Consider the following 23,984-nt stretch of genomic DNA (forward strand, 5'->3'; position numbering starts at 1 on the left):
TTTCACCTAGGATCTGTCTACATTAATTAGGCTCTGCCTCCTTGTGTTACAAGATATAATCCAGACTCTTATTATTTATCTCAATGTTTATCTTTGTCTGTAATTCAAAACGCCGTTATAGGAATAAATGTAAGCATACTCAACAGCATAGTATTGTATAAAAACCTAGAACAACAGCTAAAATTTAATATCAGAACTTTGGCCTGACCGCGACCGTATTGAAGCTCAAAAGCGATGGCTTTTATAGTGATTCACACTTAACTGTGTGAATAATAAAGGTGCATCTTTACCATTGCATAGAAATGCATTTTTCTTTCGCTGCATATGTTTATATGATAAGTGACAGGTTACGACCCCACATGAAAACAAAGGAAAGTGCTTTTATAGTGATTCTGGCTATCTTAAAGTAAGTATTCACAACAAGACCTAGATAAGCCCAACCTAAGTAGTAAGACGGCACAAAATTGGCTTAATAGATAAAAAATCTATCATTGAACAACAAAAAACTGTCCATGCGGACAAGTTTTTGCTATATAAGCACCTATATCCATGACGCAATAGACCCACGCACAGGAGTCATACTTTGCAATTCGTTATAAACAATACATTGATCACTGAAGATAACCTGCCAGCCGATCTCACACTACTGCGCTACTTGCGTGAAAATCAACATTTGTGTGGAACAAAAGAGGGCTGCGCCTCGGGGGACTGCGGGGCGTGCACAATATTAGTCGGCAGCCTCAACACATCTGCTAACAAAGAGACTGTCGAGTATATTTCTGTAAACGCGTGTATAGCGCCAGTAGCTATTGCACAAGGAAAGCATGTAGTAACAGTAGAGCATCTTGCAGGTACCCCCCAAGAGTCAACACAATCGCAATCTGAACCGCAGATAATGCATCCGAGCCAAGCGGCAATGGTAGAATCTCATGGTTCTCAGTGCGGGTTTTGTACTCCAGGGTTTGTTATGTCTCTGGCCGGGCTCTATGAGAATAAGACCAATGCGCAGCTAACAGACGCGTCTTGTGCTAAAGTGTCCCGTGCTGAAGTGTATGATGCCATTTCAGGTAATCTCTGTCGCTGTACTGGCTACCGTCCCATTGTTGATGCCGGTTTTCATATGTTCGAGCGCGAAGATAATGACAATAGTGGCAAACACCATCATTTGTTCAACGATAAAATATTACAACAACTGCGCAGCATCACCGCTCCAGAAGAAAATATCAAGCACAAGGAAGCAGCGTTTATTCAAGCAACATCCATTGAGATGCTTAATCAAACATTAAATCGTCTGTCGAACGCCAAAGTCATTGCTGGTGGAACGGACTTAATGCTAGAGGTGACACAACAATTCAAAGCCTTACCTGAACTCATAGATGTGAGCAACATTCCAGAGATGCAAAGCTGTGACTTTGTTACAGATGAAGATGACGTAGACTCTGAGACAACATTAGCTGAGGAAAAACTTGTCATTGGCGCGGCTGTTACTTATTCGCAAATAGAAAAACAGCTGGCACAACGCTTTCCTGAATTATGTAAATTACTCACCCGTCTCGGCTCCAGGCAAATCCGCAACCGTGGAACCATTGGGGGCAATATCGGTAATGCTTCACCGATTGCCGACACACCACCCATTCTGTTGTGTATGGATGCCGTTGTGGAAATAGGCGCTACCGATGGAAGTAGAAGAAAAGTACGTTTAGACGAATTCTATTTAGATTATAAGAAGACCGTGCTCAAAGATAGGGAATATATTATTTCCATCCAATTACCCAGTAAAAACCTTGAGCAGTTCCATCGTTTTTATAAGGTATCAAAACGAATGGAAGATGATATTTCAAGTGTTATGGCTGCCATACGTTTTGACATCCAAGACAATAAAATTGTCAGAACAAGAATCGCTTTTGGAGGGATGGCAGCAACACCGATACGAGCAAAGGATGCAGAAGACTGCTTTAAAGATGCTGATGTGGATTCAGAAATCGCAATAAATGATGCCATTGCCAGTTTGAAGCAACACCTAAACCCGCTTACAGATGTTAGGGCAAGCGCACAATACCGCTTGAATATTGCCGTAAATCTACTTTACAAAGCATGGTTGGAAGCCAACGGCGAAGTCATTCCCGATCTTGGCCACCACCATCTTGCAAGCGATAGCCAGGGGGGGATTTCCCATGCGTAAACTACCACAAAGCTTTGCTGAACCAAGCAAGAGCAGCAGCGCCGATAAGAAAGCGTCACTCGCTCACGAATCGGCGCTCAAACATGTTGTTGGCAAGGCACAATATCTGGACGATATTCCAGAGTGGCCAAACATGCTTCATGTGGCCACAGGTATGTCTGTCCATGCCCATGCCAAGATAACCTCAATAGATCTCGCTGATGTCGTGGCGGCAGACGATGTTATCGACGTTATTGTGCAAACAGATATTCCTGGTGATGCAGATATTTCACCAGTTTTTACCGGCGACGTCTTGCTCGCTGGCGACACAGTGCACTATGTCGGCCAACCGATATTTGCGGTCGCTGCGCGAACTTTTGAAGCGGCCAAACGCGCTGTTAAATTGGCTAAAATTGAGTACCAAGTTCTACCGCCACTATTACACCCACGAGAATCGGTAGAGCAAAGCGACTTTGTTATGCCCACCCACAAAATGTCAATGGGGGACGCCGAGCAAGCAATAAAACAGGCAGCACACAAGATCAGTGCTGACATGTATATTCGCGGGCAAGAACATTTTTACTTAGAGGGGCAAATAAGTATCGCTCTGCCTAATGAAGATGGCGGTATGCATGTACTGTCTTCCTCTCAGCACCCTTCTGAAGTGCAAAAACTTGTCGCCAGTGTCCTCGCTGTTCCCCTTAACAAAGTGCAAACAGAAGTTCGCCGAATGGGAGGAGGCTTTGGTGGTAAAGAATCCCAAGCGGCTGCTCTGTCTTGTATGGCTGCGGTTTTTGCAAAGCGCAATCAATGTCCGGTGAAATATCGTATGCCCAGACAGGATGACATGGTGCAAACAGGCAAACGGCACGATTTCTGGAACCAATACAATGTGGGTTTCGACAATGAGGGTAAGCTTGCCGGTGTCAGCCTAGAACTTGCGGGAATGTGCGGCTGTACCACAGATTTATCCGACGGCATTGTCGATAGAGCCATGTTTCATGCCGATAATGCCTACTACCTCAATAATGCTGATGTGATTGGATATCGCTGCCGGACTAACACCGTATCTAATACCGCCTTTCGGGGCTTTGGTGGCCCCAAGGGTATGCTGACAACAGAAGCTATGCTCGATGACATTGCGCGTAAACTTGGCAAAGACCCTCTCGATATTCGTAAAATTAATCTTTATCAAGGTGACAATACTGAAACACATTATGGGCAAAAAGTAGAGGAAGATGTACTGCCACATCTAATTGCCCAACTGGAAGAAAGCTCAAATTATCGTGAGCGACGCGAACAAATTACCGCCTTCAATAAATCGAGTAAATGGCTGAAAAAAGGCTTGGCACTCACGCCGGTGAAATTTGGTATTTCCTTTACATCCAAGCATTTAAATCAGGCTGGTGCACTTATCCATGTTTATACCGACGGCAGTATCCATCTCAACCATGGTGGCACTGAGATGGGACAGGGACTTTATACCAAAGTGGCGCAGGTGGTGGCACGAGGTTTTGGTGTTGATTACCAGCGCATAATGATAAGTGCTGCGCGTACAGATAAAGTGCCCAATACCTCTCCCACAGCGGCTTCTGCTGGCACCGATCTCAATGGCATGGCAGCACTGGATGCTGTTAACAAAATTAAACATAATCTCATAGAGTTTGCCGCAGAGCATTATCAGGTAAAACCTGAGCAAGTAAGTATTCGTGATGATAAAGTGTGGATTGACGATAAACCTATTGCCTTTGAAGAGTTTATTAAACTTGCGTATATGAATCGTATTTCACTGTCATCTACGGGCTTCTATCGCACGCCTAAAATTGGCTACGATCGCGCTTCAGCAAAAGGCCGTCCTTTCTTTTATTTTGCCAATGGCGCCTCAGTGTCAGAAGTTATTGTGGATGTGCTAACTGGCGAATATAAAGTGACACGAGTTGATATCCTTCATGATGTCGGCGACTCGATTAATCCCGCCTTGGATATTGGCCAAATTGAAGGTGGATTTGTACAGGGTATGGGATGGTTAACCACGGAAGAATTATTATGGGACGAGAAAGGTAAAATAATTTCTAATAGCCCCGCTAACTATAAAATCCCTACGGCCACAGATGTGCCCGAACATTTCAACGTAGAATTATTTAACAGGCCCAACCAAGAAGATAATGTCTATTATTCCAAAGCGGTGGGCGAGCCACCTTTAATGCTGCCTATCTCAGTATGGTGTGCTTTGCGCGATGCCTGTGCCAGTGTCTGCGACTATACTTTTAGTCCACCATTGGCGGCACCAGCGACGGCTGAAAAAGTATATGAATGTATGCAAGCAGCTATTGCACACGCAAGAAACGATGCAGGTAATCAAACCAGCAAAAGTATTTAGGCATGAATAAATTTAGTTATGAATAAAAAACTACATTGGTCTGAAGCTGCGGGAATATGTCAGCGCTCAGGAGAAGCCTGGGTGCTGGCTACGGTTATTGGCACACAGGGCTCTACACCTCGCGACTGCGGAACCAAAATGGTAATAACCGAAAACCTCGCATACGACACACTAGGCGGTGGGCAGCTCGAGTTTAATATTATTGCCCGTGCAAGAGACCTAATCGAACAAAAAAAATCACAGCAAATAGTGGAACATATCCCTTTATCTGCCAAAGCGCAGCAATGCTGTGGTGGTACTATGACTGTGCTGCTGGAATGTTTTTGCGAGCAAGGATTAAATATCCATATTTTTGGTGCAGGTCATGTAGCACGGGCACTAGTAAGTATTCTTGGGCAACTGGATGCCAGAATTCACTGGATAGATAGTCGCGCGGATGAATTCCCAGAGAACGTCCCCAATAATACGAAAGTGCTACAATACGATAATGTGCTACAACATGTTAACGATCTTCAAGCAGGAGCTTATATTCTTATAGTTACCCATCAGCACACCCTCGATTATCAATTACTAGAAGCGGTACTGGATAGAAAAGACAGTGCTTACATTGGTTTAATCGGCTCGGATGCCAAGGCAGCTCGTTTTAGAAAACGCCTGAAAAGCGCTTCTTTCAGCGACGCTGACATTGACAGTGTACACTGCCCAGTTGGACTTTCCGACGTTCCGGGGAAACAGCCTATAGAAGTAGCGGTATCCATCGCAGCGCAGCTCATACAGTATAGCCACAGTGACGATAAGACAAAAAAAGATAAATCCACAACAGAGCAAGTATCCGCAATAAATAATGCACTTGCGCACGAACATTCAAATCAGTCTGCAGAGAAAATCGAAAAATAATTAACATGGCAATCACTAACGAAATATTAAATATCGATGAAGTAAACAAACTATCAGTGGATGATGCATATAATATGTTTTTCAATTGCTGTCATTGTCAGAAATGGGCAAACCTTATGGTCGATGCCCGACCATTTTCTTCCTCGCAGGTATTACTTGAATATGCCACCAGCAGCTGGTCAACAGCTTCAGAAGAAGAAATTTTAGAAGCATTTTTAGGCCACGCAAAAATCGGCGATTTAAATGCATTAAGAGACAAATATGCCAGTGCCGAACAAGGACAAATAAAGCAGACAAGCGATGCAGTTTTACAAGAGCTCAAACAACTCAACGATGACTATGAAAATAAGTTCGGTTTTATTTTTATAGTCTGTGCCAGCGGCAAACCTGCAGAGTATATGCTTGACATACTCAGGCAACGAATTCAAAACTCTCGTAGCGAAGAGCTTAACAATGGCGCAGGAGAGCAGAATAAGATTACGCATATCAGACTAAAAAAATTACTGGGGATATCATGACACGCGCTCCGATTACCACACATATTTTAAATTTAAGTACAGGAACACCTGCCGCAGGGGTGAAAGCCACCCTCACTTCGCCACAAAGTAATACACCTGTTGCCTGCGGTGTTACCGACGCAGACGGGCGTATATCTCAGTGGGATCAAGAAATTTCTCTTACGCCAGGAACGTGGTCAATTGACTTTTCAACAGCATCTTGGTTTAGCGAAAGAGGTGAGGATTCATTTTATGATAATGTCACCTTGTCATTTAAAGTTGTCGATACAGAGCAACACTACCATGTGCCATTATTGTTAAATGCCTTTGGCTACAGCACTTATCGAGGCAGTTAATATGGACAAAGTACAGGCTTTTCGCAGCCGTGTAATGCATTTTCCTGACGATCAAGCTAACAGTGATAAACCTAATTTCCAGTATCTGGAAGATGCTGTTCTACTTGTTAAAAATGGCAAAATCGAATCTCTGGCCGATGCGAAAGATATGGCACAGCAGGGGTTTGATCTGCAACAATGTTTGCACTTTCCCAAACAGTTAATAGTTGCCGGATTTATCGATCCTCACGTCCATGCACCGCAAATGGATGTGATGGCTTCTTTCGGTGAACAATTACTCGACTGGCTAGAAAAGTATACTTTTCCTACTGAAATTAAGTTTTCAGATAAACAACACTCCGAACAACAGTCGGCGCGTTTTGTTAACTCGCTGCTAGCGAATGGCACTACCAGTGCTATGGTATTCACCACTAGCTTCAAACACAGTACCGATCATTTATTTGAACAAGCAAACGCTATTAATATGCGCTTAATTGCTGGCAAAGTCATGATGGATCGCAATGCGCCTGACGCTTTATTGGATACCGCCGAACAAGCAAAGTACGACTGTGAAGCCTTGATCGATAACTGGCACGGAACCGGACGCTTGGGCTACGCGTTAACACCACGCTTTGCGGGCACATCCACAAGGCAGCAGTTAGCGGTAGCAGGTGAAATCTTCAAACGCCACCCAGACCTTTGGTTACAAACACATCTCAGTGAAAACTTAGATGAGATCACCTGGACACAATCACTCTTTCCCGAAGCGAAAGATTATTTAAACACTTATGAGCTGTTCGATTTAGTAGGCCCTAAAACAACCTTCGCACACTGTATTCACCTCAATGAATCTGAGATAGAACGTATCGCTACCATCGGTTGTAATATTGCCTTCTGCCCTTCATCAAATTTATTTCTCGGTAGCGGCTTATTTAATCTCGCTAAATTAAAATCTTACGGCATTCCTATCGCCCTCGCCAGTGACGTGGGAGGTGGCACCAGCCTATCTCAGTTCAGAACGATGGCCGATGCTTATAAGGTCTGTCAACTGCAAAATTATTCCCTCGCTGCAGCAGAAGCTTTTTTCTTATCCTCTCTAGGTGCCGCACAAGCACTGAGTATTGCTGACCATGTCGGCAATTTTGAAATAGGAAAAGAAGCCGATTTTATTGTGATAAACCCCGCCTTATCTGACAACGTTCACCAGCGGGTAAAACTTTGCAACAATATCGAAGAAGAGCTGTTCGTCTATATGACGATGGGGGATGAACGCTTAATAGAACGTACTTATATTTATGGTGAGCAACGATATCAAAACAATATGCTGACCAATGAACCTAGTAGGAGTTTATCTTAATGGAAGTATTTATATTTGAATGGCTTAACGTACTACTACGTTGGTTACATCTTATTACTGGGATAGCATGGATAGGCGCATCTTTTTATTTTGTGTGGCTAGACAACAGTCTTGAAACACCCCCAGAATGGAAAAAAGAAAAAGGGATTGCCGGCGACTTATGGGCCTTTCATGGCGGTGGCATTTACGAAGTAGCTAAATATTCTTTAGCACCGCAGGTGATGCCCAAGACACTACACTGGTTTAAATGGGAAGCATACAGTACCTGGATAACCGGCAGTTTATTGTTGATTATCTTTTATTACTTTCAAGCCGACCTTTATCTTGTGGGCCAAAATCCATTAACTAACACCCCAAGTAAAGCCATTGTAGCAAGCTTACTGTTTTTAGTGTCTGGCCTCAGTGTTTATGAAATTTTAATTCGCAGCCCACTGGTAAAAAATACGCCTGTATTTGTTGCAGTACTTGCAAGTTTTATTGTCTTTGCCTGCTGGCTGGCAACTCATATCTTTGCTTCGCGCGCTGCTTTTTTACATGTGGGAGCAATGCTTGCCACTATTATGGCTGCCAATGTATTTATCGGAATTATTCCAGCACAGAAGAAATTTATGGCCGCTATTAATGCCGGCAGTGAGCCTGACAGAGCACCGATGTTGTTTGCAAAAACACGCTCTGTACATAATAACTATTTTACATTGCCAGTATTGTTTTGCATGATTAGCAACCACTATGCATTTATTTATGGTCATAGCTATAACTGGGTTTTGCTTGCCGTCATTATAGCAACCACAGCCTATGCTAGACATTTCTTTAACTTAAAACACCGAGGCATTATTAAGCCCCATATATTAGTGGTAGCGGCAATAATATTCATTAGCTTGATAGGCTTTATGACTTACCATAAGCAACATGCACAAAAACAAAATACTCTAAAACAACAGCCTCAAGCTACTGAAACTAAAAGCAATACGAGTGCAGTCTCAGAAACAGTCAGTAGCAATGAGACACTACTCGCACTTACCCAACAGCACTGCACGGTCTGCCATGCAAACGAGCCATCACAAGCAGGATTTAGCGCTCCCCCAGCAGGTTTAGTGTTAGAAGAAGTTGACCAAGTGCTAATCGCCCGAGACAAAATTCGCGTCGCAGTATCGTCTAAATACATGCCGCTGGGCAACATTACACAAATGAGTGAAAAAGAAAGAGAACAATTTTTGCTGCTACTCGATCAGTTATAATATTAATAACAATATAAAAAGGCCCGTTGTCACGGCGGGCTATCCTTTCATACGGCCGCTTCATCCAGGGCCTGTTCCCTTTAGTTATCGCATCTGTTAGTGTCTGTTCTAAATGCGCCCCACCTGTTACCTCTATACTTTATAGCGGATCATAATTATGACTAAACTGTCTCGTCGAAATTTTATCTCAATTGTAAGTTCATCGGCTGTCGTCTCAGCATCTACCATCTATAGCCGCGATATATTTGCACTGAGTAAAAAAGAAAAACTAGGTGTGGCGCTAGTAGGTCTTGGGTATTACAGCCGCGATCTATTAGCTCCCTCCATGCAGTTGACTCAGCACTGTGAGCTCAAAGGTATCGTCACTGGTAGCCCTCACAAAATCCCAGTTTGGCAAAAAAAATATGGCATTCCTGATAGCAACGTATATTCCTACGAAACTATGCATCAAATAGCCAACAATCCAGAGATTGACGTTATCTATATTGTATTGCCAACAGGCTTACATGCAGAGTACTCGGCGATCGCGGCCAATGCAGGTAAGCATGTATGGTGTGAAAAGCCGATGGCAATGACTGTTGCAGAGGCGCAGTCAATCATTAACGTGTGTAATAAAAATAAAGTAAAGTTGAGCATCGGCTACCGCATGCAGCATGAACCCAATACCCGCACGGTTATGTCATACGCAAAAACAAAGCCCTTTGGTAAAATAAATAATCTAGTCGCCAAGGCGGGCTATGCCGGTGGCGACCCTGGGCCTGATAACTGGCGCGTGAAAAGGTCTATGGGCGGCGGTGCACTTTATGATATGGGTGTTTATACACTCAATGCTGCACGCTACGTTACAGGAGAAGACCCTATCTCTGTATCAGCAAGGCACGAGGTGAAGCGTACAAAAATATTCACCGAGGTGGATGAGAGTTCTTACTTAACTCTCCACTTTCCCAGTGGTGCCATCGCTAAGTGCGCAACCAGCGTAGGCCAGAGTATGAATATCTTGCAGGCTAATTGCACAAAGGGCTGGTACAAGCTAGAGCCATTTCAGTCTTATAGTGGTGTCCGAGGGCTCACAAGCTCAGGAATACAATTAAATAAAAGAATTGCTGATCAACAAGCGACACAAATGGATGATGACGCCTTAGCAATTTTAAATAGCACACCTGTTTTAGTTCCTGGTGACGAGGGATTACGAGATATCCATATCATTGAAGGCGCGCTCAAGTCGGCTGCCAACAAATCGGCTGAAGTAAAGTTATAAATCTATAATATAATAGTTATCCAATAGCGCCGCCATAAGCTATTGGATAACGATAAAGCAGGTCTACACTGTTTAACGACTAAACCACTGCATTCCAGTAGCAAAACGATCGGGAAAGCCTTCCCAGGCAGGTGTTAATTTGCCATCTACTTTTTGCTGCGTTGCATTTTGGGGAAGTTTCAAAAATTTACAGGAAGAGGATATTTTTTTCACATGGCAATTCATCATTGCCAAAGCAAAGTGTTTGTTAACGGCATTGAGTTGCTCAGTATTCCACGATGGTTCCCAGTAATGGCCAAGGTCAAGTTCTTTCTCGCGAGCCACTTTTGGCGCAGGATGCCCAGCAATATTATGGCGAGCATTATTATAGGTTAAGAGATAGCGAGACTCAGATCCTAGGCCTTCAAAAATAGACTGAATACTCTTATGGCCTGCGATATCATCTTGATCACCAGAAATAAACAGTGACGGAACCCTTACTTTTGACAAAGCATCTTTGCTGAAAATAGATAACTCGCCTCCCCAAGGAGCAATTAATATGGCAGCTTTCAGCCTGGCATCAACCTTAACATTGTCATACTGGCCTCCCGCACAGCTATTCAATAATTGACGCATTTGCTGCTGTTGCGCGCTGTCTTGAACGCCGCTCAAACGCGCTATCACTGGGAGGCTAAAATCAAAACACCCACCGATGGAATTGATCGCTCCATAGCCTCCCATCGAGTAACCAATAATGGCAGATAACTTAGCATCTGTTATCTTTGTCAAATCATGGTTATTTTTAGAAAAGTAATCCATAACAAAATACTGATCTCGCGAACGATTGTACAAAGTACTTAAAAACCCGCTAAATGGTGCTTTGATCATATCAACATCAATATTTCTTGAATCAGTATGATCAATAGATGCAACAACATAACCGTGAGAAGCCAAATGCTCTCCCAGATAAAACATAAGTGAGCGGTAGCCGGTATAACCGTGCGACAAGATAACGAGAGGAAACTTTTTATTTTTAGCCGCTTCGGCGTCGCGGTAAGCCTGCCCTAGAATGGAGAAAGGCTTATGAGTTCGGGTGACGTTCTCATAGCTCGCCCGATGTTTATTTTTTACATTACTAGCAGGATACCAAACTTCTAATACGAGTTTTCTATCGCTATTTTTTTGGCTTGAAACATCCAGCTGCTGAGGATTAACGACATTTATTGTGCGGACACCCACATCGTACTCTCCCCTCTGTGACAACCGAGGAAAAACCTCATTGCTAATTCCCACATATACATCTTCGGGTATCAACGTTGTATCAGATTTTTTTCCAGCACTAGCTAGAGCCGAAAACAAAAACAAAGTTATAAAAGCACAGTATCGGATTAATAATGTCATCCCACTTTCCTTCACTATTCATGAACATTGAGTAAAGATCACATTTTAGTCGCCTTCTCAAACGATTGCATTAACGATTTATAACAATATGAATAGCTTAAATCTTTCGATATACCTAGGTATCGATAACCCAAACTACACTATTCTTATCGAGGACTCGATTACTGAGATAACGATATGCTTTAATTCATAACACGTTTAGCTTCTTCAAAGAGTTTTTCAACAGCGGGATGTTTTATCTTACGCTCCGGTGAAATACCGTAATATCTTTCTTTAATATTCTCTACTCTCCCTACGACCTCAACTGCAAATTGCTCTAACACAAAAGTTTCAATGCTCGTGGGCGTGCAAAATACTCCCAATCCATCCTGGCCAAAAAACTTCATCAACGCACTATCATCAAATTCCGCTACAACGTGTGGGTGAATACCTTCTGTTTCAAACCAAGTAACCAGGTTATTTTTCTGCGCAGAGCGATCGCTTGGCATTAGGAAGTTCATATCTGTAAGAGAATGGGGAAAGTCTTTTCTTGCTTTTTTAGCCAATTTTTTTTCTGCAAAAAAAGTGAAACCAGACTCTCCCAAATAATGGCTGTAGGCCTTAACACCAACACGAGGAGGAAGAGGCCTATCGGAAACAATTAGATCTAAATGATTTAAAGCCATATCTGCCAGTAATAAGTCAAAATCTCCCTCACGGCTAACTAGGCGAACACTTTGCTCTAAGTTAAAGCATTGTTTCAATAGATCAAAAGCGAAAACTTTGGGTATAACATCAATAATACCAACATTAAAAGTTATTTCATGACCTTGCTGATTCGACGAGAGAACACTTGCTAATTCATTTCCTAAACCAAAGATATCCTCAGCATAGCTATACACTATATGCCCGGTTTCATTTAAAGAAAGGCGCTTGCCAGTTCTATCAAATAATTTAATTCCCAGATAACTCTCCATAACAGCTATCTGACCACTCACAGTTTGCGCTGTTACATTAAGACGCTTTGCGCCCTTTGCGATACCACCTTCTTTTGCTACCGTATAAAAGTAGAAAAGATGATTGTAGTTAATTTGCTTCAACATTATTTAGTCAACCTTACAAATAAGATTTATTTTCATCTCGTTTCAATTCAGAACCTAGTTTTAGAACCTGGCTCGACTTTAGGCCGATACGACAAAATGGCAATTCCATATTTTTTCTACTAGTATATAGTTATAAGCTAAAACAGCTATCAGGTTTAAACTGATAAAAATTAAAGTTATTTCGAATATACTTGTTAATAACTTCAGTGTACAGTGCTAAGGCATGCTGACACGAATATACTTGTGATTGCACCATTCATTATGATTAAAGTATTGAAGGAAAAGTTTCAACATGATGCTTCTGGAGGTGTACTACTCGCCATAGCTGCCGTTGCGGCCCTAATTCTTGCCAACTCACCTGCGCACGATTTTTATCAAGGAGTTTTAGAAATTCCAGTAGTAGTGGCTGCAGGCGATTTTGAAATAGCCAAACCGCTTCTGCTTTGGGTTAACGATGGCATGATGGCGCTTTTTTTTCTCTTAGTTGGCTTAGAGATAAAACGTGAACTATTAAATGGGCATTTGTCATCACTAGACCAAATCGTCCTGCCTGGTATTGCGGCTATTGCTGGCATTATTTTCCCCGCAGTGATTTTTTCAGCATTTAATTACAATGACCCAATCGCTATTAAAGGTTGGGCAATTCCTTCAGCAACAGACATCGCCTTCGCTATTGGCGTTTTCACATTATTTGGCTCACGCCTACCCATTACACTTAAGCTATTTTTGCTGACTGTTGCAATCTTTGACGACATAGGCGCAATTGTTATTATTGCTTTATTTTATTCACAAGAATTATCTACAGCCTCATTAGCTATCGCATTTTGTGGTTTGCTGGGGCTCTTGATATTAAATCGCTTATCTATCAACAGTGTGGCCGCTTATATTCTTCTCGGCACAGTTGTCTGGGCAGCGGTTTTAAAATCAGGTGTCCACGCTACCTTAGCAGGGTTTTTAATAGCCTGGTTTATCCCACTAAAACAACTTAACAAACACGGTAAACCTATGCTGCCAGCGTTGGAGCAGGAGTTGTATCCTTGGGTATCGTTCCTTATTTTACCCACTTTTGCATTTGCCAATGCTGGTGTTAGTTTTATTAATACTAGCGTTGCTGAACTGTTAAATCCGATAACTGTGGGTATCGCACTTGGACTTTTTGTTGGTAAGCAAGTAGGTATTTTTGGACTTTGCTGGATTGTAGTTAAAAGCAAACTAGCAGTGTTACCAAAAGGCGCGACCTGGGTACAACTCTATGGCGTATCATTATTGTGTGGTATTGGCTTTACGATGAGTTTATTTATAGGCACTCTTGCCTTTGAAAACCAAGATTTATCATATCTAGCAAGTGTAAAAATCGGTGTATTACTTGGATCTTTAGCTTCTGCTGTTCTAGGGGGATGGATTATTGCTAAGGCTAAAACAAATAAGCTTAAGACAAATAAATTAACACCATAAGAATAACAATAAGCTCTTATAGGGGCCTTGGAGAAACTAATATGAAAATTAGCGTAGAATCTACTAACGTAGATCTTAACAGAGAAGAGAAAGATAGAATTGAACAGCAAGCCCAGTTATTATTTTCGCGAATTAGAAACGTCATAGATACAATAAAAATTTCCTTAAGTGATGATAACGGCCCTAAAGGCGGCATAGATAAACAGTGTGTGGTAGTTGTAAATGGTAAGCTAGATGCCCCTATTGTTATTAAAGACACACAACTTTCTGCCCAAATGGCAACAAAAAATGCCTTACAACGGGCAAATCATGCATTTTTGAGAAAATGGAAAAGGAAACAGTTACTCAGTAAAAAAGTACCACTGAAAACTGCTAATGAACAACCACAAACTGCAACTAGCGAAATGGAACAATAACAAATAATAGTAGTGCAATGCCACTTTCTGTACGGAGGGCATTGCTTACATATTGGTATATAGAACATACCTAGAATTTCATATTCCAAGAACCTATCAACAAAAACAAATCAAATTTCTCACAAGCGCTATCAGTCATATATTCGCCTCATAGCCAAGGATCTATCACAACTTAAGCACAACTCTGCGCTGAAACCTTGCATATGTGAACAAGTCATGTGAGACTTGCTAACAAACAGCACACGATTACTGTCGGATACAACCTGAGGAGCCAGCGATAATGAGTATAAAGTCCACTCTGCTAGCTACATTAATTTTGCTATCTCAATTGGCATCTGCTCATAAAGACAGTTCAACACTTCACTATCTCGGCAATGAGGGCGTGCTAGTTGTCAGTAATGAAAACCGCATACTCTTCGATCCATTCTTCCACAATAATTACGGCACTTATAGCTTAGTGCCAGAATATATCAGGCAAAAAATATTTGCAGGCACTCCCCCTTTTAATAATATTGACGCGGTGTTTATAAGTCATGCCCATGGTGATCACTTTTCCGATACTGATATGTTGTCTTATTTAGTCTCTCACAAAGATATTCAACTGTTTGCTCCCCAGCAGGCTGTAGATAAGATTCTAGCGCTACCTGAGAGTAGCAAATTGAAAGATAGAATAAGTGCTATAACATTAAACTATGGAGATAAGCCTGAAAATTTTGACTTTAAAAATATAACAGTCGAAGCAGTAAGAGTCCCCCACGCTGGTTGGCCGGGAAGAGCCGAGGTCGAGAATATTGTTTTTCGCATTTCTTTAGAAGATGGTACAACAGTAACCCATATGGGAGATGCGGATCCAAATGACCAGCACTTTTTACCTTTTCAGAAATTTTGGCAGAGCAATGCAAGCGATGTCGCCTTACCACCTTATTGGTTTTTTCTATCTGATGAAGGCAATATTATTTTAAAACAGAGAATCAATGCTAAAAAAAGCATTGGTATTCATGTTCCCGTTAAGGTTCCCGAAGAACTAAAGAAAAAAGGTATCGATTACTTCTCTTCTCCTGGAGAAACCAAAACTTTCAAAAACACTCATAAACATTAAGTTATGTAAACAAATATATAACTGTGGGGCTTCGATAAACGATAGTTTTAAATACGGCTTCATATTTCACTCAAAAGAACACATTCACAAAAACTGGCAATGTCGTTTTTATCGCGCCAACCAGGCATTCTAGAAAGATTTTTCCCGTTATTATAAAGCTTAAGTCGACATTTTCGATTTGCTATTGTGATACTGTATTGGTCAGGGATCTCGATATTGAGAATGACTGGTTTCATAAAGCATGTAGAAAGGGTCATCAGGAAAGTATATAGCTAAGCGATAAGTTAATTGCGATCCCCAGAAATGGAAATATATTGGCACAAAAAAGATGATGTGAAATGTTGATACCTCCCTATAAAAACATGGCTTTGCTTGTACTAGCGTATTCCTTTTTGCCATACCTGGCGATGGCAGAAGAGTGTGTTGGACTTGTCACTGCAGGAGGAGGTTCTGACTACTGGGATAGCGTCAAAAAAGGTGCGCTAGTAGCAGCATCAGAAATCGGAGTATCTGTGTCGGTGAGAGGCGCTTCAGAAGAAGAAAATATCCAAGGCCAGGAGTATGTACTGAAGAGTTTCGAAAAAAAAAGATGTATTGGTTTAGTTGTCGCGCCAAATTCAAGTGAACGTGGCGCCTACGCCTCAAAGCTCAAACAAAGTGGTATTCCCACTGTATTTATTGATCGTGATGTTGGCGGTGGACGCATCGCCGTCATTATGACGAATAATTTTAACGCAGGCTTTCAAGCCGCTCAGATGGTAGTAAAAAATGCCCCTATCGATGATTCCACCTTCATTACAATATTTCGACCAGGTCGGAAAATCATCCCAACCAATCAAAGGGTCGAAGGTTTTCTCCATGGTATCTCGACGCTGTCTAAAATTAAGGTACAGATCTTCGACGTTGGTTCAACTGTTGGTGAGGCTCGCTCAAAAATTAAGGAAATAATAGATAACACTAGCTCTCGTGTTTTCTTTACTCCCAATCAATCTACAACATTAGGTTTATTGGCAACTATTAATTATCTTAAATTAGAAAGAGATATCTTCCATTTTGGTTTTGATCCCAATAAAACTATTCGCAAAGCAATTAAAGAAGCGAAGATATACGGTGTAGTAAAACAAGACCCTTATCTAATGGGCTATATGGCTGTAAAAACAGTTTATAATGCCCATCTGGGACTAGATATAGAGGAAAACATATATACTCCCATTTCATTTATCACCAAAACAAAGCTCTCCTCAGATAATAATTAAATCCCACTATTTATACTGAGAATTAATATCACTTTAAGCCAGCCTGCTAAATTTATTTAGTTTATTAAAAGATAGACTAAAGCACTATTGTTCAATTTTGTCAGCAAAATACTGAAGCCCCAAATAGGTAATAACGTATGATATTCATCAATAATTAACTCGTTAAATACCCAATAGTGAAAGGATAATGAATGAAAATCCAATCTAAACTGACAGCATTTATTTTGTTGTTACTTTCCTCTTTTTCATACTCAGAAATTGTAAACGATACCAGAAACTTAGACCAAGTTACACGTATCATGTCATTCGGTGATAGTTTAACCTATGGTTTCCGCTTAGACAGAGATGTCACCTACTCTGCACAACTAGGAAATATTCTGGGAGTGCCAATATTAAACCGAGGAAGAAATGGATTGACCACCCAACAAGCATTAGGCTCGAATGGTCATATCTCAACATCTCTAAGAGAGATGCCTAATCCACAAATAGTGATTATGACACTTGGTGGCAACGATATTATGAATGATAGACGCCGAACGAATCAGATCAAGAATAATATGCGCTCGGTTTTTCAAGCCTTTCAAGACCGTGGGGCCATGGTTGTTTTTGCAGCAATTGACCCTGTAAGTAACTGGCGCAGACTAAATAACCCTATCGGATTTTTACTTCCTGCTTTGTGGGGTAACTACTATTCGGAACTGGAAAGCCTGGCCAATGAAATGGGTGTTGTTATTGTACCTAGAGTAATGACAGATATTTGGGGTAACCAAAACCTTACTATTCCTAATGATTCTTTCCATCCAAATGCCTCGGGCCATCAAGTACTTACTGACAGAATTTATAATGTACTCGCAAATCACCTACCCAATGGCAATGGCTCTACTTTACCCCGTACAATTAAAATAGAGGCAGAAGATTTTATCGATGCATCTAATGATACAAGTAGAGGAAATTCTGGCGGCGCCTGTACCAATCCGCAATTCCCCGACGTAGATTTTGAACGAACATCTGATATAGGCGGTGGGTGCAATCTTGCGTATGTTCAAGCTGGCGAATCTATTGCTTACCAAGTAAATATAGAGCAAGCAGCAAACTATGTGATAAAGCTTAGAGCCGCTAGTATCCGTAATAGCCGCGCTCGCGTTCTCATCGATGGCAACAACCACGGTCAAATGACGACAAACGCCAGGGGCTGGCAATCTTTCGATTCAATTCAAGCTGGCGCAAGCATTAACCTTGAACCTGGTACGCACACAATTAAAATTGAGTTTTTGGACGACGATTTCAATTTAAATTATCTGACCATCCAGGCATCAAACTAATAACTTAAGCCAATCAATTTAAAAAAATTAACTGTCTATAGCTACTTTGCTTGCGATCTCGGTCGCAAGCAAATATCATAATTTCCTCTATAACGTCATCGTTTAACTTCTAATGACATTTTTAGTCGTTATCTAAAAGATTCAATTTACCTTGTTTTTAATTCTGTTCATCTGAAAGTAGCAGTTACATTTAAGAACAATCGGGATAAGATTCACCAATAAAGAAAAAAAAAGAAATTTTCTCTACTGTTTCGATAGTTCGTGTAAATTTAATGGCTTTATCTCCGGGGCATTAAAATAGATAACAAAAACAAGCCCAACAGATATAAAACAATAGCAATAATAGTCGCCACCAACCCCTAAAATGGTGAAAAGTAGTACATTAATACACTCAATTAATTAACTAAAAGAATAAGTAAGATATAAATAAGTAGTAATAAATCTAATGGAAATTTAGTGCGTTATATTGGTAAAAGCCTACTTAAATCTGTAGTTTTGATTCAGATAGTGAATAAAAACAACAAAAACTGACCAACAATGCAGCGCAGCATAAAGAAAAATTATTGCATTAAGTCTGCGAATTACTTGAGATTATCCAGATAAGGCCTATTTTTTACAGAGAATATCCTATTTAGTCTGGCAACAGGATGAGAAAACTTATTCACTACGATTTAGAGCGTTTAGACGTCAAAATTATACTAGGATTCTTGTCATTTATATGATTTAATACGAAAATAAATGAAAAAATAATAACATTAACGCTATCAAATAAAGTGAGAACTTAAGACCAGTAATCTAGTAATCCATCAACCTATACACAATAAGCGGCGCCCACAAGGTGTTCACCTGCTTATCGATGGTTGTAATGCAAACAAGTCGCAGTTTGAGTTTCCGTATTACTCTATAGGATAGGGTGTAAATATAATTAAGCCGAATGTTGTAAAAAAACATGTCATATCGGTTAAGCATTTATAATAAGAAGCATCTATAGTTATGAGTATTTAACTTAGTGCAGTGAAAGCATGATTCACTATATGTTGTATATATAGCTGATTTTAGAAAAATAAGGGAACGTTAATCCTCCTACTCTATAATAATACCCAGGAGTAAAACCATGTCGTTTGACGTAGAAAGCAACATAAAATCACCACAATTAAAAAACAAGCTTGCCGTAGCAATTGCCGGCATTCTTACACTCTCAGGAACCTCAGCTTCCTACGCCCAAACTGAAGGGCAGATAGAAGAAGAGGTAATTGTCACAGGCATACGCGCTTCATTATCTAGAGCCCAAGACGTCAAACGTGAGGCCTCGACATTGGTAGACGCAATTGCTGCTGAAGACCTGGGTAAATTTCCGGATCTAAACGTTGCCGAATCATTGCAACGTATTACCGGTGTATCTATCGACCGTAGCGGCGGTGAAGGTCAACAAGTATCAGTTCGGGGCTTCGGTCCACAATTTAATATGGTACTTGTTAACGGCCGTCAAATCGCTACTGATAGCCCGGGACGTGAATTCAACTTCGATGTACTGGCAGCAGATCAGATTACCGGTGCAGATATTTATAAAAGCTCCGCCGCCCATCTTCAAGAAGGTGGCATTGGTGCGACTATCGATGTTAAAACAGCACGACCTTTTGATAATCCCGGCTTCCAGTTTGTAGGCTCTGTAAAAGGTGTTTATGAAACCTTATCAGAAGAAACAGCACCCTCTGTTTCAGCGCTTGTAAGTAATACATTTGCTGATGATACTTTCGGTGTTCTACTTGCTTTAAGCCGTCAAGAACGTAAAGTTCAGATCAACCGTATTGAAACTGCAGGTTGGCGCCCAGGCTTAGACTTAACAAATAATGGCGGAGATACAGATCCCGATACTGTCACTACCGTTGCTACCAACGTATTTTTACCCAGAAACTGGGATCAAATTGTTGACGAGCAAGACCGTGAAAGAACTAACGCGAACTTGGTATTACAATTTGCGCCCAATGACGATATCACTATTACCCTTGACGGTTATATTTCTAAATTTGAGGTAGATTCATTAACAACGGATTTGGCATCCTGGTTTGAGCCAGACCGTGTGGGTGCAGCTGAAGTTGACGCTAACGGCACAGTTCTTAACTTCACTCAAAGAGTAGGCCTTGATGTTAGTAGTGGTGCTCCTCGTACTGACCTTGTATCTCATACTCGAAATGGCCGCGACGTAAACAACAAAGGCTTTGGTCTTAATGTTGACTACGCGATTAATGATAACTTCACAATGACATTTGACGCATCGACTTCGGATGCTGAAAATGACCAAGCAGGTCGTCAGCGCTTCAACGTTATCGGTATCGATAACAACTACGAGTTTGATATTCGCAGCGGCTTTCCTGTGGTCACACATGACGGCTTTGGCAACGGCGCATTGCCCGATGAAAGCTTAGCAAGAGCTCACTTTAACCGACGTGAAGGTTTTACTGATGAGGACGAGATTACCGAATTCAAAGTAGATTTTGAATACGAATCTGACTCAGAAGTTTTCCAAAAGTTAAAATTCGGTGCCTATAACCAGAGCCGTGAAAAGTCTCGTTTCCAAAAACTTTCGCCAGGAGCTGGTGCATTTGGCGGCTACCATCTGCCAATTCCTAATGGTTTATTAAGACCATTCACGGCTAATAACTTCTTCAGTGGCTTAATTGATACGTTCTACACCTATGACGGTGAAGCATACTTCGATTTCCTAGAGCTACCTCAATCAGCTATTGATAATGATATCGCTGCAGGCAATGCTCCAGGCACAACAGCTGCTGCCTTAGGTGGAAGTTTTGATGCTGTATTGCAAAACGATCGCTACACTATCGAAGAAGACATCACCAGCCTTTATATCGATGCTACCTTTGGCTTCAATATCGGCGACATGCCTTTAACAGTAAATGCTGGCCTGCGTTATGCCGAAACAGATATCGACATTACCGGTGTACAGTCAGCTCTTAACGATATTATTCCTACCAGTGATAGAACATTATTTGCCAGAGTTGAAGCGAACCCAACAGACATCACTCAAGGCACAGATTACTCTGACGTATTGCCGAGCTTAAACCTTAGATTAGATGTTACCGACGATATTGTTGTACGTTCAGCACTGTATCAATCGCTAACGCGCCCAACATTGTCACAGCTATCGCCTGTTACAGTATTTGGCGAGCCTCGCCGTCAAAACTTAACGGCAAATGGTGGTAACCCTGAGCTTGAGCCATTCACTGCCGATAACTTCGACTTTTCTGTTGAGTGGTACTACACCGATGTAAGTTATGCCAGCTTTACTTACTTCAGAAAAGATGTTGAAAACTTTATTGTCACTTTAACCGGGGCAGAAACCGTTACCTTGGCAGATCGTGCAGGTCAACCAGATGATCGATGCAGCGTCAGCAACTCTAACGATTGTTCATTGCCATTTGTTCTCAACACTCCTGAGCTGTTTGGACAAACAGAAGTATTTAATGTTTCTAGACCACAAAACGGCCCTTCAGCAGAAGTCGACGGTGTTGAACTTGCACTTACCCATGTTTGGGATATCGGTGTAGGTGTTACGGTTAACGCGACCTTTGTAGATAGCGACGCTGATGTAGGTACCGATACTACCCAGAGTTTCGGCCTTGAAGGTTTAGGGGATTCACAAAACGTTATCCTGTTCTACGAACAAGGCCCGTTCCAAGCGCGTATCGCCTTTAACAACCGTGAAGGCTTCTTGCGACAATTGGATAACGGCTTTAATGGCGAGCCCATCAATACCCGTACTTTTGGTCAGTGGGATATGAGCGCTAGCTACGATATTAACGACAACTTCACTGTATTCTTCGAAGGTATCAATATCACCGAAGAAGAGCTTGAGCAAACTGGCCGTTTTGATAATCAAATATTCTCGATTGAAGACAACGGTTCCCGTTACTCTCTAGGTGGACGTTATAAGTTTTAATACATTTCTACTCCCATAGCAGGTTCCTGATATACCTGTCTTGCTTTAAATGGAACACCAGCAATGGTGTTCCATTTTTTTAAACACCTCACTACTCTCACTAGTGCATGTTAACGCTAATACTTTTTTAGGTCGCAAGCTAAAAAATACAAATTCAGAGAAAGAAGCTTCTACACTATTTACGTAAATTAGAGTGCAGAACACCTGTAAAACATTGTTGCCAATGCGCATCTTGCAGTCATCGACAAGCTTTGGCATAGTCATTCATCTTCATTTAAAAACGTGATACATCATGTCAAACGCGGTTAAAAAAATAATTGTTGTTGGTGGCGGAACAGCTGGCTGGTTGACGGCCGCACTGGTTGCAGCAAATCACAAGAGTCGCTCTCCCGATGGCGTTAAAGTCACGCTTATTGAGTCTTCTGACATCCCGACTGTCGGCGTCGGTGAAGGCACTTGGCCGACCATGAAAAACACCATCAAACAGATAGGTATCAAAGAGAGCGAGCTATTCCGACGCTGTCATGCAGCCTTTAAACAAGGTGGCAAATTCGTTAATTGGGTTCATAGTGAAGGAGATTTTTATTACCACCCTTTCACCGTCCCATTGGGGTACGGGCGCTTAGATTTAGCACCATACGTCTCGGACATAGAAGACTACGCTGTCGAATCTAATTTCCAGCACCACGTCTGTGAAGCTGGCCTCGCTCCCAGAGGAATCGCAGATCCTGAATTTCAGGGGCCTTGCAACTACGCTTACCATCTTGATGCTGGCGCCTTCGCGGATTTATTGAGAGAACACAGCGTTGATAACCTCGGTGTAGAACATATTGTCGATACCGTGCAACAAGCAAAGCTCGATGATAGAGGCAATATCACAAGTATCACATTAGAGAAAAATGATGATATTGAAGGCGACTTATTTGTTGACTGTACAGGCTTTGCTTCCAGGCTGTTAGGCGAAACCTTGAGCGTTCCCTTTATATCGACAGATGATGTCCTCTTCAACAATACAGCACTGGCAGTGCAAGTACCCTACTCATCAGAGACCAGCCCTATTGCCAGCCACACCATAGCTACAGGCCAAAAAGCAGGTTGGATTTGGGATATAGGACTTACTAATCGCCGAGGTGTCGGCTACGTGTATTCCAGTGATTTTATTGATCACCAGCAAGCCGAACAAGTTTTACATAACTATATTGGCGATGAATTTGAACAACTAAGTCCAAGAAAAATCAGCTTTAACTCCGGACATAGACAATTATTTTGGAAGAATAACTGTGTTGCTGTTGGTCTATCAGCCGGCTTTGTTGAGCCTCTGGAAGCCACAGCATTAATGTTGATAGAAATCTCGGCTCGCTATATTTCAGATAACCTACCAGCTGACGAAAGCTTAATGAAAGTAACAGCCAAGCGTTTTAATGAACAAATGCTTTATCGCTGGCGTCGCATCATCGACTTTCTTAAACTGCACTATATGCTAACCAAAAGACCCGAACCCTATTGGCAAGCCAACACAGAAAAGAGTTCTATTCCAGAGAGTTTACAAGAAGATCTCGACGTATGGCGCTTTAGAGGGCCAATCAGTGGCGATTTTGATAGTGCAATTGAATTGTTTCCCGCAGCCAGTTATCAGTATGTAATTTATGGCATGGGGTTTAAACCTGATTTTAGTCGCCAAGGGTATTTATATAATCAGCAAGATAAAGCCGATCAAATTATTCGCAACAATCAAAAGTTAACTCAGCAGATGCTACAAACTCTGCCTCCACATCGCGATTACATTCAACAGTGGTTGGCGAAAACACATTAATTATAAAGAGGGAATGAAGCTTTCTTTTGTCATACATATAAACTAAAGTTGGAAATACTAAATTCCAACTAACAAGCGCT

General features: G+C 41.6%; 18 protein-coding genes. 15 read left to right on the forward strand and 3 right to left on the reverse strand.

What is annotated here, in order from left to right:
• Positions 1 to 583: 583 nt before the first annotated feature.
• Together xdhA and xdhB are read left to right on the forward strand one after the other, a co-directional pair.
• Entirely contained in the window at positions 584 to 2,182 is a 1,599-nt protein-coding gene (xdhA, locus tag BVC89_RS23585; protein WP_086933563.1) for a xanthine dehydrogenase small subunit, read from the forward strand.
• Positions 2,175 to 4,541 carry a xanthine dehydrogenase molybdopterin binding subunit gene (gene xdhB, locus BVC89_RS23590; RefSeq protein WP_086933564.1) on the forward strand — a complete coding sequence of 789 codons (2,367 nt, stop codon included), beginning with the start codon at positions 2,175 to 2,177 and terminating at the stop codon, positions 4,539 to 4,541. The genes xdhA and xdhB overlap by 8 nt, the downstream gene beginning before the upstream one ends.
• Positions 4,542 to 4,557: 16 nt before the next feature.
• Here the strand turns inward: xdhB and BVC89_RS30790 are convergent, their stop codons facing one another.
• Entirely contained in the window at positions 4,558 to 4,611 is a 54-nt protein-coding gene (locus BVC89_RS30790; protein ID WP_425428400.1) for a hypothetical protein, read from the reverse strand.
• Between BVC89_RS30790 and xdhC the strand changes: the two genes are divergently transcribed.
• The 6 genes from xdhC to BVC89_RS23620 all read left to right on the forward strand — a co-directional run bounded on the left by xdhC (position 4,596) and on the right by BVC89_RS23620 (position 10,123).
• Entirely contained in the window at positions 4,596 to 5,438 is an 843-nt protein-coding gene (xdhC, locus tag BVC89_RS23595) for a xanthine dehydrogenase accessory protein XdhC (RefSeq protein WP_425428401.1), read from the forward strand. The two genes, BVC89_RS30790 and xdhC, sit on opposite strands and share 16 nt — an antisense overlap.
• A gap of 5 nt (positions 5,439 to 5,443) precedes the next feature.
• Complete coding sequence (gene uraD, locus BVC89_RS23600) at positions 5,444 to 5,956, forward strand: 2-oxo-4-hydroxy-4-carboxy-5-ureidoimidazoline decarboxylase (RefSeq protein WP_086933566.1); 513 nt, start codon at positions 5,444 to 5,446, stop codon at positions 5,954 to 5,956.
• Entirely contained in the window at positions 5,953 to 6,291 is a 339-nt protein-coding gene (uraH, locus tag BVC89_RS23605; protein ID WP_086933567.1) for a hydroxyisourate hydrolase, read from the forward strand. Before uraD ends, uraH begins: the two co-directional genes overlap by 4 nt.
• 1 nt (position 6,292) lies before the next feature.
• Positions 6,293 to 7,627 (forward strand): guanine deaminase, encoded by a 1,335-nt coding sequence (guaD, locus tag BVC89_RS23610; protein ID WP_086933568.1) that lies wholly within the window; start codon positions 6,293 to 6,295, stop codon positions 7,625 to 7,627.
• Complete coding sequence (locus BVC89_RS23615) at positions 7,627 to 8,865, forward strand: urate hydroxylase PuuD (protein WP_086933569.1); 1,239 nt, start codon at positions 7,627 to 7,629, stop codon at positions 8,863 to 8,865. The genes guaD and BVC89_RS23615 overlap by 1 nt, the downstream gene beginning before the upstream one ends.
• 157 nt (positions 8,866 to 9,022) lie before the next feature.
• A complete protein-coding gene (locus BVC89_RS23620; RefSeq protein ID WP_086933570.1) occupies positions 9,023 to 10,123 on the forward strand; it encodes a Gfo/Idh/MocA family protein in 1,101 nt (366 codons plus the stop codon).
• 72 nt (positions 10,124 to 10,195) lie between these two features.
• On the opposite strand, the gene BVC89_RS23625 is transcribed toward BVC89_RS23620, so the two are convergent.
• Complete coding sequence (locus BVC89_RS23625) at positions 10,196 to 11,503, reverse strand: alpha/beta hydrolase family protein (protein WP_086933571.1); 1,308 nt, start codon at positions 11,501 to 11,503, stop codon at positions 10,196 to 10,198.
• A gap of 182 nt (positions 11,504 to 11,685) precedes the next feature.
• Positions 11,686 to 12,585 (reverse strand): transcriptional activator NhaR, encoded by a 900-nt coding sequence (gene nhaR / locus BVC89_RS23630; protein ID WP_086933572.1) that lies wholly within the window; start codon positions 12,583 to 12,585, stop codon positions 11,686 to 11,688.
• 261 nt (positions 12,586 to 12,846) lie between these two features.
• On the opposite strand from nhaR, the gene nhaA reads away from it, so the two are divergent.
• The 7 genes from nhaA (at position 12,847) to BVC89_RS23665 (ending at position 23,904) form a co-directional block, all read left to right on the forward strand.
• The gene (gene nhaA, locus BVC89_RS23635) at positions 12,847 to 14,040 is read left to right on the forward strand and encodes a Na+/H+ antiporter NhaA (protein WP_086934727.1); all 1,194 of its coding nucleotides are present in this window, start codon (positions 12,847 to 12,849) and stop codon (positions 14,038 to 14,040) included.
• 41 nt (positions 14,041 to 14,081) lie between these two features.
• A complete protein-coding gene (locus BVC89_RS23640) occupies positions 14,082 to 14,456 on the forward strand; it encodes a hypothetical protein (protein ID WP_086933573.1) in 375 nt (124 codons plus the stop codon).
• A 280-nt stretch (positions 14,457 to 14,736) separates the two neighbouring features.
• Positions 14,737 to 15,555: an MBL fold metallo-hydrolase gene (locus BVC89_RS23645; RefSeq protein ID WP_086933574.1), complete on the forward strand. Its 819-nt coding sequence runs from the start codon at positions 14,737 to 14,739 to the stop codon at positions 15,553 to 15,555.
• A gap of 338 nt (positions 15,556 to 15,893) precedes the next feature.
• A complete protein-coding gene (locus BVC89_RS23650) occupies positions 15,894 to 16,811 on the forward strand; it encodes a substrate-binding domain-containing protein (protein WP_086933575.1) in 918 nt (305 codons plus the stop codon).
• Positions 16,812 to 17,002: 191 nt separating this feature from the next.
• On the forward strand, positions 17,003 to 18,133 hold the full coding sequence (locus tag BVC89_RS23655) for a GDSL-type esterase/lipase family protein (protein WP_086933576.1): 1,131 nt from the start codon (positions 17,003 to 17,005) through the stop codon (positions 18,131 to 18,133).
• A gap of 1,114 nt (positions 18,134 to 19,247) precedes the next feature.
• Positions 19,248 to 22,091 carry a TonB-dependent receptor gene (locus BVC89_RS23660; protein WP_086933577.1) on the forward strand — a complete coding sequence of 948 codons (2,844 nt, stop codon included), beginning with the start codon at positions 19,248 to 19,250 and terminating at the stop codon, positions 22,089 to 22,091.
• Positions 22,092 to 22,383: 292 nt separating this feature from the next.
• Complete coding sequence (locus BVC89_RS23665; protein ID WP_086933578.1) at positions 22,384 to 23,904, forward strand: tryptophan halogenase family protein; 1,521 nt, start codon at positions 22,384 to 22,386, stop codon at positions 23,902 to 23,904.
• The last annotated feature ends 80 nt before the right edge of the window (positions 23,905 to 23,984 follow it).

Origin of the sequence: Agarilytica rhodophyticola (genome assembly GCF_002157225.2) — a bacterium.
GTDB lineage: Bacteria > Pseudomonadota > Gammaproteobacteria > Pseudomonadales > Cellvibrionaceae > Agarilytica > Agarilytica rhodophyticola.

Coding starts and splice junctions, on each gene's coding strand:
- BVC89_RS23620 (WP_086933570.1), top strand. CDS start 9,023: ATGACTAAACTGTCTCGTCGAAATTTTATCTCAATTGTAAGTTCATCG.
- BVC89_RS23625 (WP_086933571.1), bottom strand. CDS start 11,503: ATGACATTATTAATCCGATACTGTGCTTTTATAACTTTGTTTTTGTTT.
- xdhB (WP_086933564.1), top strand. CDS start 2,175: ATGCGTAAACTACCACAAAGCTTTGCTGAACCAAGCAAGAGCAGCAGC.
- BVC89_RS23615 (WP_086933569.1), top strand. CDS start 7,627: ATGGAAGTATTTATATTTGAATGGCTTAACGTACTACTACGTTGGTTA.
- BVC89_RS23665 (WP_086933578.1), top strand. CDS start 22,384: ATGTCAAACGCGGTTAAAAAAATAATTGTTGTTGGTGGCGGAACAGCT.
- BVC89_RS23645 (WP_086933574.1), top strand. CDS start 14,737: ATGAGTATAAAGTCCACTCTGCTAGCTACATTAATTTTGCTATCTCAA.
- uraD (WP_086933566.1), top strand. CDS start 5,444: ATGGCAATCACTAACGAAATATTAAATATCGATGAAGTAAACAAACTA.
- BVC89_RS23655 (WP_086933576.1), top strand. CDS start 17,003: ATGAAAATCCAATCTAAACTGACAGCATTTATTTTGTTGTTACTTTCC.
- guaD (WP_086933568.1), top strand. CDS start 6,293: ATGGACAAAGTACAGGCTTTTCGCAGCCGTGTAATGCATTTTCCTGAC.
- BVC89_RS23660 (WP_086933577.1), top strand. CDS start 19,248: ATGTCGTTTGACGTAGAAAGCAACATAAAATCACCACAATTAAAAAAC.
- BVC89_RS23640 (WP_086933573.1), top strand. CDS start 14,082: ATGAAAATTAGCGTAGAATCTACTAACGTAGATCTTAACAGAGAAGAG.
- uraH (WP_086933567.1), top strand. CDS start 5,953: ATGACACGCGCTCCGATTACCACACATATTTTAAATTTAAGTACAGGA.
- nhaA (WP_086934727.1), top strand. CDS start 12,847: ATGATTAAAGTATTGAAGGAAAAGTTTCAACATGATGCTTCTGGAGGT.
- BVC89_RS23650 (WP_086933575.1), top strand. CDS start 15,894: ATGTTGATACCTCCCTATAAAAACATGGCTTTGCTTGTACTAGCGTAT.
- nhaR (WP_086933572.1), bottom strand. CDS start 12,585: ATGTTGAAGCAAATTAACTACAATCATCTTTTCTACTTTTATACGGTA.